Source organism: Aliirhizobium sp. YIM B11859 (assembly GCF_057163345.1).
The window spans coordinates 51,460-63,656 of the sequence record NZ_JBXHAY010000015.1 but is presented as its reverse complement, the minus strand read 5'-3'; the positions used below and the strand labels follow the sequence as shown (position 1 = coordinate 63,656).

The 12,197-nt window shown below is 56.4% G+C and carries 13 protein-coding genes and 2 pseudogenes; 7 read left to right on the top strand and 8 right to left on the bottom strand.

Features of this window, described 5'->3' with window-relative positions; all coding sequences use genetic code 11:
- Positions 1 to 93: 93 nt before the first annotated feature.
- Positions 94 to 261 (bottom strand): hypothetical protein, encoded by a 168-nt coding sequence (locus tag AC2GXZ_RS30120; protein ID WP_483762942.1) that lies wholly within the window; start codon positions 259 to 261, stop codon positions 94 to 96.
- A 475-nt stretch (positions 262 to 736) separates the two neighbouring features.
- Between AC2GXZ_RS30120 and AC2GXZ_RS30115 the strand changes: the two genes are divergently transcribed.
- The gene (locus tag AC2GXZ_RS30115; RefSeq protein ID WP_483762941.1) at positions 737 to 1,762 is read left to right on the top strand and encodes a GGDEF domain-containing protein; all 1,026 of its coding nucleotides are present in this window, start codon (positions 737 to 739) and stop codon (positions 1,760 to 1,762) included.
- A 104-nt stretch (positions 1,763 to 1,866) separates the two neighbouring features.
- On the opposite strand, the gene AC2GXZ_RS30110 is transcribed toward AC2GXZ_RS30115, so the two are convergent.
- Positions 1,867 to 2,625, bottom strand: coding sequence for an NUDIX hydrolase (locus AC2GXZ_RS30110; protein WP_483762940.1), 759 nt, complete (start codon positions 2,623 to 2,625; stop codon positions 1,867 to 1,869).
- A gap of 62 nt (positions 2,626 to 2,687) precedes the next feature.
- Between AC2GXZ_RS30110 and AC2GXZ_RS30105 the strand changes: the two genes are divergently transcribed.
- Positions 2,688 to 3,983, top strand: coding sequence for an IS1182 family transposase (locus tag AC2GXZ_RS30105; RefSeq protein WP_483762939.1), 1,296 nt, complete (start codon positions 2,688 to 2,690; stop codon positions 3,981 to 3,983).
- Entirely contained in the window at positions 3,878 to 4,129 is a 252-nt protein-coding gene (locus AC2GXZ_RS30100) for a transposase (RefSeq protein ID WP_483762938.1), read from the top strand. The genes AC2GXZ_RS30105 and AC2GXZ_RS30100 overlap by 106 nt, the downstream gene beginning before the upstream one ends.
- Before the next feature lie 203 nt (positions 4,130 to 4,332).
- On the opposite strand, the gene AC2GXZ_RS30095 is transcribed toward AC2GXZ_RS30100, so the two are convergent.
- Positions 4,333 to 5,238 (bottom strand): DMT family transporter, encoded by a 906-nt coding sequence (locus tag AC2GXZ_RS30095; protein ID WP_483762937.1) that lies wholly within the window; start codon positions 5,236 to 5,238, stop codon positions 4,333 to 4,335.
- A gap of 182 nt (positions 5,239 to 5,420) precedes the next feature.
- On the opposite strand from AC2GXZ_RS30095, the gene AC2GXZ_RS30090 reads away from it, so the two are divergent.
- Positions 5,421 to 5,882, top strand: coding sequence for a GNAT family N-acetyltransferase (locus AC2GXZ_RS30090; RefSeq protein ID WP_483762936.1), 462 nt, complete (start codon positions 5,421 to 5,423; stop codon positions 5,880 to 5,882).
- A 7-nt stretch (positions 5,883 to 5,889) separates the two neighbouring features.
- Here the strand turns inward: AC2GXZ_RS30090 and AC2GXZ_RS30085 are convergent, their stop codons facing one another.
- From AC2GXZ_RS30085 to AC2GXZ_RS30075, 3 genes and pseudogenes are all read right to left on the bottom strand, one after another.
- Entirely contained in the window at positions 5,890 to 6,534 is a 645-nt protein-coding gene (locus tag AC2GXZ_RS30085; RefSeq protein WP_483762935.1) for an alpha/beta hydrolase fold domain-containing protein, read from the bottom strand.
- 133 nt (positions 6,535 to 6,667) lie between these two features.
- A pseudogene (locus tag AC2GXZ_RS30080) lies at positions 6,668 to 6,781 on the bottom strand (transcriptional regulator); the annotation flags it as partial.
- Between the two features lie 485 nt (positions 6,782 to 7,266).
- Positions 7,267 to 7,857, bottom strand: coding sequence for a TetR/AcrR family transcriptional regulator (locus AC2GXZ_RS30075; protein WP_483762934.1), 591 nt, complete (start codon positions 7,855 to 7,857; stop codon positions 7,267 to 7,269).
- Between the two features lie 113 nt (positions 7,858 to 7,970).
- Here AC2GXZ_RS30075 and AC2GXZ_RS30070 point away from each other — a divergent pair, with 113 nt between their 5' ends.
- Positions 7,971 to 8,615: a glutathione S-transferase gene (locus AC2GXZ_RS30070; RefSeq protein ID WP_483762933.1), complete on the top strand. Its 645-nt coding sequence runs from the start codon at positions 7,971 to 7,973 to the stop codon at positions 8,613 to 8,615.
- Positions 8,616 to 8,678: 63 nt separating this feature from the next.
- Here AC2GXZ_RS30070 and AC2GXZ_RS30065 read toward each other — a convergent pair whose 3' ends face one another.
- Positions 8,679 to 9,146, bottom strand: coding sequence for a hypothetical protein (locus tag AC2GXZ_RS30065; RefSeq protein ID WP_483762945.1), 468 nt, complete (start codon positions 9,144 to 9,146; stop codon positions 8,679 to 8,681).
- On the opposite strand from AC2GXZ_RS30065, the pseudogene AC2GXZ_RS30060 reads away from it, so the two are divergent.
- Together AC2GXZ_RS30060 and AC2GXZ_RS30055 are read left to right on the top strand one after the other, a co-directional pair.
- Positions 9,085 to 10,091: pseudogene (locus tag AC2GXZ_RS30060) on the top strand (aldo/keto reductase). The gene AC2GXZ_RS30065 and the pseudogene AC2GXZ_RS30060 sit on opposite strands and share 62 nt — an antisense overlap.
- A 73-nt stretch (positions 10,092 to 10,164) precedes the next feature.
- Positions 10,165 to 11,187, top strand: coding sequence for a homoserine dehydrogenase (locus AC2GXZ_RS30055; protein WP_483762932.1), 1,023 nt, complete (start codon positions 10,165 to 10,167; stop codon positions 11,185 to 11,187).
- A gap of 432 nt (positions 11,188 to 11,619) precedes the next feature.
- Here the strand turns inward: AC2GXZ_RS30055 and AC2GXZ_RS30050 are convergent, their stop codons facing one another.
- Positions 11,620 to 11,952 carry a response regulator transcription factor gene (locus AC2GXZ_RS30050; protein WP_483762944.1) on the bottom strand — a complete coding sequence of 111 codons (333 nt, stop codon included), beginning with the start codon at positions 11,950 to 11,952 and terminating at the stop codon, positions 11,620 to 11,622.
- Positions 11,953 to 12,197 lie beyond the last annotated feature (245 nt).

The following is a 12,197-nucleotide window of genomic DNA, read 5'->3' as shown; positions in this document are numbered from 1 at the left end:
ACCGTCGGCCACATGGTCACGCTGTTCGAACCACAAGAATGCGCCAACTACTTCAAATCGTGCGGATATGACCCCGAGTAAAGCGGACGTGCTCTAGCCGATGATATCCTCTGGCGCGCCGGCCTTGATTGCGGCCTCGCTGGTCGAGCGCCTGACGCGCGGGTGGGCCAAGAAGACGATCCCGTTACGCGTCTTCAAGGCAATCGTCGCCGTACCCTGTTCAGGCTCCTCGGAAAAGACGCCGCAGGTCTTCTCGCCCAAAGTGGTTCTTCACATCTTATCTTACTCCGCACCCATGCCTGTTTCCTAGACCGCCATCTTGGGGAGGGGGATGCGGCTATTGGCGGGGGCAAGTGCCGCCTTATGGAAAATCTCGTCCACGTGCTCCTGGCTTAAACTCGCAAAAGCCTTCCGCGCAGCTTCAACCCGCGCAACAAGCGCGTCCAGATCCGCAACCGTGCTAACTGTCGTGATATTACTCCAGATGGTTTAGTCTCGAGCTCCAGAATAGCGCTGTCCTTAGGACTTATTTTGATTTGGATCACCACTTGCATGATTGAGGCGATGTTCGAGAGTTTTGTCATTCGACAAACGTAGGCCCGGATATGGCAAACGCTTCAGCGTTTACTAACTGGGAGCGTATGGTTGGTAAATCTGCGACAGTTTCAGTTATGATTGAGCGCCAATGGGAATCATAATCTCAAATCTGAATGCACTCGGGATAGTCGCACTTTGCATGTTAACCTTCGCGTGGTCACTCCGCACAATTAAGGTTGGATGGCAACGTCAAATTATCGGCGGGATTGCTTTCGGGGTTGGCGCGATCGTCTCGATGCTTGATCCTATTCTCATAGTACAGGGGTATCGTGCGGACGCGCGTTATTTGTTCGTTTCGCTGATATCAGCGTTCGGTGGCGGATTTGCAGCGTTAATCGCGACGAGCCTGGCGATACTTGCACGCCTTGCGATCGGTGGGCAGGGGACGGCAATCGGTGTAACGTGCACCGCGCTGTCAGCCCTCCTGGCATGGTACTGGGGGCTAGCGACCCGGAGTGCCAATAAAAGAGGTGTTGGAAGCTGGATTATGCTCTCGCTTGTCGCGGGCTTCCCAATTGCTTTAGGATTCGTCACGATCTATCCGTACTCCCCTTACGCTGCCTTCGTTCGGGGGCTCTTCGCGACAATCTCTATCTTCGTCTTCGGAAGACTTATGGAAGCAGAAAAGCGGCGCGCGATTCGGGAAAGCGAGTTGGACAAGGCCGCTGGTCAAGATTTTCTGACAGAACTTCCTAATCGGCGAGCTCTGCATGCCTTCCTTTCCGCACCCGATATGCACTGTGAGAGAGGAAGAGCTTTTCTCGCGATCGACATCGATCATTTCAAGGCGATCAACGATAAATACGGGCATCAAATCGGAGACGACGTACTGAAGATGATAGGGCGTCAACTCAAGTCATCGATTCGAAAGGGCGACTTCGCGGCACGGACTGGAGGAGAGGAGTTCGCCGTCATCATTCAAACGTCTTCGCGGGAGGAAGGCAAAAAGGATGCGGAGCGTTTGCGGCAAAGCCTTTGCTTTAATTTCGAGGCCTCCGGCAAGTCGATTCCAGTTACGGCAAGCCTCGGTGGAGTCTTTGTGTTCGGAAAGAAGTTGGCCGCCGCCACCGCGCTGAATGTGGCCGACCAAGCGCTTTATGATGCTAAGCGGTCGGGTCGCAACCAGACTCATTTCGTCACAACTGAGAGTTTCGAATTGGCGTGAACTTCGGTTCAGGTCATCTGCAGCAGTCGCAAAAGAAGCGATTGCGCTGTCGCACAAGTCAGAAAAACAAGTCTCGCTCTAATCGGGCAGACCGTCCAAAAACTCTAAGTGGCAGCCCTAGCTAGAAAATGTTGTCGGAGAAAATCTCTGGCCTTTACGAAGCTCCATGTTTTAGGTGCATTTGCTAGTGGGCCGCCCTCGTCGAGGACGTCCTTCAATTGGCACGCGAAGAGCTTAGCTGCTTCGTTTTTATCTGGCGCGTTCTGTGCGTTTTCCAGAACGCCGGCCGCTGTTGATCGACTAACAGTAAGAACGAACAGTTCTGGGTGGCAGAACACCGGATCGTAAGCCAAACCAATTGCAAACGACGCAGAGCGGATAAGGTCGGAGACTGCTATTTCCTCTGCGATCTCACGAGCAACTTCTTGGAAAAGATCCACAGTCTCAGCGTCTATACCAGGTTCAGCATAGCCTCCGATAAAATAAAGGCTGCCAGGGTTTTGATCTGCCGCAAGGCTTCGCTTGGTGACGATGACAGCATCGTCTACGGTCAGAATGACCGCCGTCATTCCGAGCGGGTCAGCTCGTGCCATATTCGGATGTTCATCAGCGAATCCGGGATGGCGTGTGGCCACAAACGCGGAATAGGATGTGCTATTCGCAGCAAACAATAGGCGGCCGTCTTCGATCCGATGCTCCGACATACGGAGCAAGGTGCCATCGAAGGCATCGGGCTTCTTTAAGAGGAGTGCCTCCCACTTTGCCTTCCTTGCTTCCTCCACTATTTCTGGAAGCTGGAAATTCCCATTAACACGGCATTCGATCTGATCAACAGCGATGCTAAATGACTGGTCTTCAAACACTAATCGTCTCCAAGGTCATCGTAGAGGATTCCTCACCGTAGCGGACCGTGATAGATTCAGCCATGGCTCATCTCTCTGGAACAGATCGCTCGCAATTGCTGCTTCTGCCTGAAGTGGTTGACGATTATGTCGGGCCTGACAACCCGGTCCGCTTCATCGAGGCCTTCGTTGACGGCCTCAATCTCAATGCTCTCGGCTTCGTACGGGTAGCGGCGAAAGAGACTGGGCGACCAGGCTTTGACCCTGGCGATCTCCTTAAGTTGTACACATACGGCTACCTTAACCGTGTCAGGTCGAGCCGGCGGCTGGAGGCAGAATGCTACCGCAACATCGAGGTCATCTGGCTGCTTCGGCATCTGAAGCCGGACTTTCGCACGATAGCCGCGTTCCGCAAGATCAACCGGTCTGCATTTCGGCAGGTGTTCAGAGAATTTGTCATCCTGTGCCGCCAGCTCGACCTCTTCGGTCGTGAGTTGCTGGCTGTCGACGGCACGCGGATCAAGGCAGTCAACAACAAGGACCGCAACTTCACCCGCGGGGCGCTGACCAAGTTCATCCAGGAGGCCGATGAAAAGCTTGCCGACTACATGAAGCGGCTCGACCAAGCGGATGCCGACGAAGAGCAGGTCACCAGCGGCGGCGCTGGTCGCGGCGATGGCAAACTTGCCGAGAAGATCGCTGCAATCAAAGGCAAACGCGATCGCCACAAGGCCCTACTCGATGAACTGGACAAAACCGGCGAGGATCAGATCTCGCTGACCGATCCCGATGCCCGCGCGATGGCGCGCATGACGAAGGTCGGCGTCGGCTATAACATCCAGATTGCCGTGGATGTGAAGCACAAGCTTATCGCCGAGCAAGAAGTCTGCAACCAGGTCCTCGACATGGGCCTGTTGGCGACAACGGTCGAAGCCGCCATGGAAACGCTCGGCGTTGACAAAATCGAGGCGGTCGCTGACCGCGGCTACTTCAAGATCGAGGACATCGAAGCTTGCCAGAAGGCTGGCATCAGCGCCTATGTTCCCAAGCCGATCCGGGGACCGGCCGCACGTGAGGGCTTCTTCACCAAGGAGGCTTTTCGTTACGATCCAGATAACGATGTCTTTATCTGCCCAGGTGAGCAGATTCTATCGCCGCGTTACAAGAACAAGTCACGCGAGAACGTGAAGTTCGACTATTGTAACAGGGATGCCTGCCAAGCTGCGCCCTCAAACCACGCTGCACGAACAATCTCTATCGTCGTGTCTCGCGATTGGAAAACGAGGCGGTTCTCGATCGCATGGCAGCACGGCTCGCGGCCCGACCTGAAGTTCTCGACCAGCGCCGCGAAAGCGTCGAGCATCCATTCGGCACAGTGAAGCAGTGGATGTATCAGGGCGCGTTCCTGATGCGCCGGCTAGAAAGTGTGCGAGGCGAGTTCAGTTTGACCGCGCTCGCCTATAATATCAGACGAGCCATCACCCTTGTTGGCGTATCCGGCCTAATCGCCGCTTCTCGGGGATGAAGGTCCCATTTGGCCAATTCTGCGAGCAAAAAGCGATATTAAACGCCGGAAGCGACTGCGTGGTGCTATAACGGCGGCCGACACTGGCAATTCCCCAATTTATCCGTTCCAGCCGATCTCAAGCGGCTGAGATCCTATACACGAGAGTTTTTGGACGCTCTGCGGGATATTTGCGACATCGCTGCGTCGGCCGAAACGGGAAGCTATTTGCGAGAGACCCGGCTGGATACTAAAACTCCCAAAGTTATGGCTGCAACGCCAAGCATGGTCGGCAACGTCAGCTGTTCATCGAAAAGAGGGACGGCCACAATTGCCGTTAACGCAGGAGCGAGCGAGCTAATGGTGACCGTCCGCGACGCGCCCAGATTGGCGATTGCGGCTGAGTAGGCTAAGTTCGACACAAGGCCGACGCCGAAGCCCTGCGCCAGAATAAACGGCAAGGCATCAGCCGACAGGAGCTTGGCCGGACTGCTTGGGACTATTCCAGACAGCATCAATATGGCCAAGAGTACGACACTCGGGATGCACAGAGCCAGCGCAACGCCGATCGCATCCAACTCTATATCCCGCAAAGTCAGCGTGTAGATCGCCCAGAGGGTGCTCCCTGACAAGAGAAGGGCTACGCCTCGGAGGACGTTGTTATCGCCGGAAGCCACAAATGGCGCGACCAGGATTACTACTCCCAGAATTATCATGGCCACAGCGGCGATACGATACTTGCTTGGCATTCGTCGCTCCACCAACGCGTGAAGTACGGTTGCTGTCAACGGAACCGTTCCCGCAACCAGCGCGCCGACGAGCGCGGCGGACGTCAGGGCACCACCGGCGGCAACAAGAAATATGAATGGGAGGCCCGCTCCTGTTACAATCATGATCGCCGTTGCGGCTGGTAGCCTTACTATCTTCCTTACCCGCGAGGGCAGATATGGCAGAAGAATGATAAGCGGGACGGCAAATCGAATGAAAGCGGCGTCAGCAGTTGAGAAGCCGGTTGTATGCAGGGCACGAATCGAAAGCGAGAAACTTGCCCATACGAACAGTACCAGCACGATGGCGATGTAGCCCTTGAGTCGTGCGGCATCGGGGCCTGTCCGAGACGAAATCTTCATCGATCAACTTTGTGCATGGAGACAAGGGAATGGGGGGGCCAAGACAACCCAGTAGACCGGAGTATGCTGACGATTTGATGGCCTCTCAAGATACTACGGCACCAAGATATTCCGGTATATTGCCCGAATACCAGCATGAAGTTACGCTTATCAGAATTTCATAATGGTAAAGGTACAACGATATGACTAACGCAGCGCTAGACCCTGCCACATATGAGATCTCGACCGACAAGGACCGGCTCGACGTAGGGCTGATCCATAGAGTTCTGGCAGAGGAGAGCTATTGGTCCCTCGGTGTGCCGTTGGTAACAGTTGAAAAAGCGATTGATAATTCTCTCTGCTTCGGAGCCTACCTAAAGGGGCAGCAAGTCGGTTTTGCGCGTGTTGTCACCGATAAATCGACTTTCGCTCTCTTGGCGGACGTATTCGTCCTCAAAGAGCATCGCGGCAAAGGTGTGTCGAAGCTGATGATGCGACATGTTATTGAAAACCCTGATTTGCAAGGCCTGAGACGACTTCTCCTTCTGACCTCTGACGCGCATAGCTTGTATCGACAGTTCGGATTTGAGGAGATTGGCAACGCCTGGCGCTTCATGGAGGTTTTGCGTTCGGACGTGTACATGGGCTCCGGCGCGGGGGAGTAACTGGCTTCTAGGTGGTCGGCGCTAATCCACTGAGGCTGAGAAACCTGCCAGCGCCCAAACGTGCGGCTTCGGCAATCACTCCGCCCAAGGCATCGAAACCATGCAGGCCCCCAGGATAAATCGCGAGTTGGCCCTGATTGCCGGCCGCCTGCCAACGCATGAACATGAACATGCTGTCGTCCAATAGCGGATCGCGTGTGCCGACGGAGAACAATGCCGGCGGCAAGTCGGAGAGGTCCGCGTAGAGCGGTGAAATCGACGGATCACGCAGATCGACGCCGCCGCCGAAATTCGAGGCAAAGTTCTCGATGGCCGCACGGTTGATGATCAGGCTCTCCGTCGCGGCAAGGACGCTTGGCGTACAAGACAGGTCGTAGCAACCGTAAGCCAGATTGGCCGCCTGGAAGACATGTCCTTTGCCCATGTCGCGCAAGCCTATCAGCGTGGTTGCCGCGAGATGCGCCCCGGCCGATTCTCCCCCGATCGTCAGCCTGTCGGTTGACCAGCGGGATTGTGCATTCTCGATCACCCACAATGCCGCCGCGAGGCAGTCTTCGGTTGCGGCGGGGAAGGGATGTTCGGGCGCAAGTCGGTAATCGACGACAGTTTCTGTCAGGAGCGAAGTGCTGCCGGCCAGTCCTGCTCCCGCCATTTCCTGACAAGTGTGCTGCGTCTTTCCGGATAACGTTCCTGCGTCTGCACCACCGTTCGCAGCCGGTCGACGGGAAATGTCGGAATGCCTGCCGCTTCTCGCACCAGGCCGCAAGAACGCGAACCCCGTCGAGGTAAACGAGCGCGACGGGCCACAGGACGCGTTCGCTGATGACGCCGCTCAAGTCCTCATAGATCACCCCGATTTTGCGCCGGCCGCGAACAACCTCGCGGAGCTCGGCAACCATCGGTGTGTCTGGAGCACTGTCGGCCTCGGCGACGGGCACGAGGAATGGCAGGCCGTCGGTCGGTGCCGATGCTGTCGGCAGCACTGTGGTGATCTTCGACAGCGCCATTGCCGCCGCCTCCGCAAGCGCCGGATCGCCACGCTGTCGAACCCAGTTGACGCCGAGCGTCAGCGCGTCGATCTCCTCTCCCGTCAACATGAGCGGTGGCATCAGAAAACCGGGCTGCAGGACATAGCCGATGCCTGCCTGCGAATCGATCGGCGCGCCGAGCATCCTAAGAGTTTCGATATCGCGGTAGATCAGTTCGCGACATACCATGAGCCCGGTAGACAGTGAAAGTGACAGTGACGACGGCTTCTAAACAGCGGCCGTTGATGCGTCTCTCATGTGGCGGAAGCGCGAAGGAGAGGTCAGACTATCTGGCAGGAAATGGCCGGCGAGACGCTCGATCCGAACGATTCCGAAGGCATCATGCAGAGGCTCGCCTAGGTGTTCGCCTTATTTGCGTTTTGTAAGGTAAATAATCCAGCGGTGAGATAACTTTTCACCAATTCATCAAACAGCAATATATCCGACCGGCTTCTTGCGATCAGCTGTGCGCCCGCGATGGCCGAATAGATCGCCCGTGCACGGGGTTCACAATCAGCGATGGAGATGCTGCTCGCGATAGAAAGCATCTTGCTCAGCCAAACAATATTGATTTCGGCGAAATTGCCCACCTCCTGCTTGGCCTGATCGGGCAGATCATCGTACTCGGTGCCCATGAAGCTTATCAGGCACATCCTGTTCCCATTCTCCAAAGCCCATCGGAAGGTTTCAGGATATCGCCGAAGGCACTCAGTGGCATCCGGGATTTCAGCATGGAGTTTGTCCAAATATGCTGATGAATCCTCCCAGTAACGCTTGGCCACAGCGCTGGCGATGTCGGCCTTGCTTGGGAAGTGATGGTAGACACTTGCAGCCTTGATGCCGACGGCCTGCGCCAGATCACGCAGGTTTAACCCGTTATATCCGTGCGCCTGCACGGCCTCCTTCGCTGCACGCAAGATCGCTTCTCTTGAGCTCAGATTCGCCATTGCAGTCATCTCTCGAACTTAACTAACTAACGTTAGATAGCTGTTGATGATGAAAAATAAAAGTGCTAACAACTCATGGAGACTAACAAGTGTTAGGTAGGCAAGAGACGGCAATGAAAATTTATGATTGGCACAAAGGGCCCTATCCTGCGCGCGTCCGTATCGCGTTGGCGGAAAAACAACTTCAGTCTGGCGTTGACTTCGTGTCTGTCGATCTCTGGAAGGGTGAACACAAAACGAATGCTTTCCTCAGCAAGAATTACTCCGGCACGTTGCCGGTTCTGGAGCTTGATGATGGCACTTTGATTGCCGAATGCACGGCAATTACGCAGTATCTTGACGCGTTGGATGGCGTGCCCTTCCTCACCGGCGAAACGCCGGTTGAAAAGGGCGTCATACATATGATGAGCAAGCGTGCGGAAATCGAGCTGCTTGACGCCATCAGCACATATTTCCATCACGGCACGCCTGGGCTTGGACCTCAGGTTGAACTGTATCAGAACCCTGAATGGGGGTTTTACCAACGTGACAAGGCGATGAGAGGCATGTGCTACTTCAACGACGTTCTGAAAGACCGATCGTTCATCGCTGGCGAAACGTTCTCAATGGCCGATATAACCGTCATAGGCGGTCTCATCTTTGCCGCTCTCGTTAATCTCAAGATGCCAGCCGACTGCAACCATCTACTCGCGTGGTACGCGAGAATGAACGAACGGCATAGCGTCCAGAACTGGATCGAAATGTCGGAACGAGTTTGAGCGTTTGAAGGATCCAAGGACTTCCAAAGCTTTACTTATCAGTCGCGGACCAATGTCCCAAAATCAGGAATTCCGCGACATTGGTCCGCTACTCAATGGGGCGCGTGATTTGAATGAGGTGGGCGACCTGACGCTCACGGCCAGCGTGGATTTCACGCACCTGACACGCCCGTCGCCTCGGGCGTTGGACCGGCCGCAGCCGATTTTTGGGCGGGGGCTTCGATCAATGTCGGCGAGGTTTATGCCTCGCTCGGGCGCGATCTCGCCGGCGGCACCCATCGGACGCCGGGTTTTGCGCATGCGCTTCACAACTCCCGCCTTGTCGCTGCGGTCGAGCGCGCGGCCCAGACCGGCGAGCGTCAGAAAAACCTGGCCTGAGCCACGGGCTTTGACCGGTCCCGACCATTCGTTTTGCGCGGCCGGGGCCTGCTCACAAAACGCATATTCGATCGTTTCAAGGGGAAATATCATGCGCATGCGCAAACTGGGCGGCAGCGGACTATTCGTGTCGGAATTGAGCTTCGGCGCCATGACATTCGGTGGCACGGACGGCATATAGGGCCAGGTCGGAAAACTGGGGCAATTGGTGGCAGACGTCCTCGTCAAGGCGGCACTGGAAGCGGGCATCAACCTGTTCGACACGGCGAATGTCTATGCCAACGGGCGAAGCGAGGAAATCCTCGGCCAGTCGCTATCCAATCTGGGCGTCGCCCGAGATGATGTCGTCATCGCCACGAAGGTCGCCTCCGCGATGGGCAATGGTCCGAACCGTCGCGGTGCGTCCCGGGGACATATTCTCGCCGAGGTCCGCGCAAGCCTGAAGCGCCTCGGCGTCGATTATATCGATCTCTATCAGATCCACGCTTACGATCCCTCGACGCCTATTGAGGAAACGCTGGAAGCACTCGACACGCTCTCGCGCGCGGGCGACGTGCGCTATATTGGACTGTCGAACTGGGCAGCGTGGCAGATCATGAAGGCGATCGGAACAGCCCGGGCGCGACAGCTTGCGCCCGTGACGTCGCTACAGGCTTATTACACGCTTGTCGGCCGCGATCTGGAGCGCGAGATCGTCCCGCTTCTGAATTCCGAACAGGTGGGATTGATGGTCTGGAGCCCACTCGCAGGCGGGTATCTGACCGGCAAATATTCCGATGGGTCGAGCGGCCATAACGGACGCCAGACAGAACTCGACTTCCCGCCGATCGACCGCGTCCGTGGCGAGCCGCTCATCGATGTCCTGAAGACTGTCGCACAGAACATGGTGAGCAGTCGGCGCAGATCGCAATTGCCTGGCTGTCGAAGCAGCCTGTCGTGTCAACCGTCATCATCGGTGCCAAACGTGTCAAGCAACTGCGTGAGAATATCCGTGCCACGGAGATTTCGCTTGATGCCGACGACCTGGACGCGCTCGATCGCGTTAGTCGCCTGCCAATTGAGTATCCTGGATGGCCGTTGACCCCGACAGGAGCCTAGGCTTCAAAATCAAAGGATGATGTCTGGCCAGCCGGAAACGGCCAACGGCCCTGTTGAAGCGAAGCGAGGATCGATGAGAACCTATGGAATTGCGATCGCAGGTTTCGGCGGCGTGGGTCGGGCAACGGCAAGCCTGCTTCTGTCGCGGCGCGAGCATTATCGCGCCGCCTATGAGGCGGATGTCAGGCTGGTGGCGGTCTGCCGATCGAAATCCGGCCTTGCAAAAGCTGAAGGCCTTGAGGTGGAACAACTGAATGCGCTTGTAGACGGTCTGTCGGGACCTGCGTTCATCGAAGCGAGCGGTGCCGACATCCTCATCGAAGCGGGACCGAGCGATTTCCGCAATGGCGGTCCGGGGCTAGCCTATATCGCTTCGGCTTTGGCGGCCGGCCGCGACACGATCGTCATATCGAAAGGCGCTCTCGTCCATAGCGGAAGGCGGCTCCGCGGTCTGGCGCAGGGCTCAGGTGCCATGCTGAAACTGAGCGGTGCCGCTGCCGCTGCACTGCCGACTATAGATCTCGTCGATCACAGTCTGAAAGGCTGTGAGGTGCTCGAAGTCGAGGGCGTTTTGAACGCCACGACCAATTATCTCCTCGACGCCATGACCACGAAAGGGCTTGGTTTCGAGACAGCGTTGCGGGAGGCGCAGCAGGGCGGTTTCGCCGAGGCCGATCCGCGCAATGACACGGAAGGCTGGGATACCGCCTGCAAGCTGCTGATCCTTGCCAATTTCGGCCTCGGTGCCGACCTGGTCATGGCTGATCTGAGCGTTGAAGGCATTCACTCGGTCACTCCCGAACGTATCGAGGCGTGGCGCCAGCAGGGTCTCGTTCCCAAGCTCATCGGCCATCTCATCCGTACGGAACGCGCCGTCCGCGCCAGCGTCGGTGTCAGAACCTACCCGTTGACCGACCCGCTCGCGAATGTGCGCGGCAACGACAAGGCGATCCGCATCACCACGGATGCGATGGGCCAAACCATTGGGATCGGCAGTGGCAAGGAGCCCCTCGCGACTGCCGCCGCTGCTCTCAAGGATCTCGAGCATATCCTTGCGGCACGAATGCCAAGGCGGCTTCCGGAGGCGGTACTGTGAAGGACGGAGGAGTTTCCGTCATCACGTCGCCTCGGGTGGTGAGCATGCCATGCGGATAGCCGAAGTGGTCGCGAGTCGGAGTCTCGGAGCTTGCCCATCCTGGCCTGTTTGCAGAAGTGAAATTCGTCGCGGTCAAGCGATAAAAGATCAGTAGAATACGTTAATAATAGCGGGAGCCGGGTGAGCCAGACTGTAAGGTACATCTCCGGCAGACAGCATCCGGGCGGGACGCAGGTATGTGTGACTTTCTTGCGATAGCAGCGATTCCTATCCTGGTCTTCATGCCTAGCGTTCTGGAATTCGGGGAGGAGTTCCATAATATATCTTATCTGATTTTTTATAAGTAATTGAAATAATTGGTCTATCGTGGCCTATACGGAGATGGCGCGCCAGCGAAGCTGGGTGGACGCGATTGTCCAACTGACAAACTGCCTACTCGGGTGCGTACGAGACAGATAACAGTTGACCGCGCCGAATAGCCTCAATCACTGTCGAAGTCCTGTTTGGGGTACCAAGGCGCCTTTTGGATTGCCGGACATGTTGGTCCACCGTAGCCTCCCTTATGCCTAAGATTTCACCGATCTCAGCCGATGTCTTTCCTAGCGCTAACCAACTGCAAATCGTGCGCTGTTGACGGGTGAGGACATGATCTTTCGGGCAACCGTATAAAGCGCGGCATCGCCGGTATGCGATGGTCGCACCCGCCTCCAAAAGTGATGTGAAGGTTGCGTCCAGATCTTCGCGCCTGCCAATATATGTAACCATGCCCAACCGTCCGTCCGGCTGCGGCACAGGAACAAACATCAAGTCGTCAAAAGTGATCTTATTCGCCCTGAGGGAATCCTCTTGCGAAAGTTGGGCGTCTCTTTGGGCTGAAGTTGTCCGAAGTGTCAGAGAACCGGGCAAGTAATCTATCCATCGGTATTTTTGATACGGCGCGAGCAAACCCCTGGCAATCTCCACCGGCCAATCATTCGGCCAATACTCCGCCAAAACCTCATGTGGCGGGT

Bases quoted from the DNA above. Each gene is read 5' to 3' on its own strand.
- AC2GXZ_RS30115 (WP_483762941.1), top strand. From the start codon at position 737: ATGTTAACCTTCGCGTGGTCACTCCGCACAATTAAGGTTGGATGGCAA.
- AC2GXZ_RS30105 (WP_483762939.1), top strand. From the start codon at position 2,688: ATGGCTCATCTCTCTGGAACAGATCGCTCGCAATTGCTGCTTCTGCCT.
- AC2GXZ_RS30095 (WP_483762937.1), bottom strand. From the start codon at position 5,238: ATGAAGATTTCGTCTCGGACAGGCCCCGATGCCGCACGACTCAAGGGC.
- AC2GXZ_RS30090 (WP_483762936.1), top strand. From the start codon at position 5,421: ATGACTAACGCAGCGCTAGACCCTGCCACATATGAGATCTCGACCGAC.
- AC2GXZ_RS30085 (WP_483762935.1), bottom strand. From the start codon at position 6,534: ATGGCGGGAGCAGGACTGGCCGGCAGCACTTCGCTCCTGACAGAAACT.
- AC2GXZ_RS30075 (WP_483762934.1), bottom strand. From the start codon at position 7,857: ATGGCGAATCTGAGCTCAAGAGAAGCGATCTTGCGTGCAGCGAAGGAG.
- AC2GXZ_RS30070 (WP_483762933.1), top strand. From the start codon at position 7,971: ATGAAAATTTATGATTGGCACAAAGGGCCCTATCCTGCGCGCGTCCGT.
- AC2GXZ_RS30065 (WP_483762945.1), bottom strand. From the start codon at position 9,146: ATGGCGCCGAAGCTCAATTCCGACACGAATAGTCCGCTGCCGCCCAGT.
- AC2GXZ_RS30055 (WP_483762932.1), top strand. From the start codon at position 10,165: ATGAGAACCTATGGAATTGCGATCGCAGGTTTCGGCGGCGTGGGTCGG.
- AC2GXZ_RS30050 (WP_483762944.1), bottom strand. From the start codon at position 11,952: ATGGTTACATATATTGGCAGGCGCGAAGATCTGGACGCAACCTTCACA.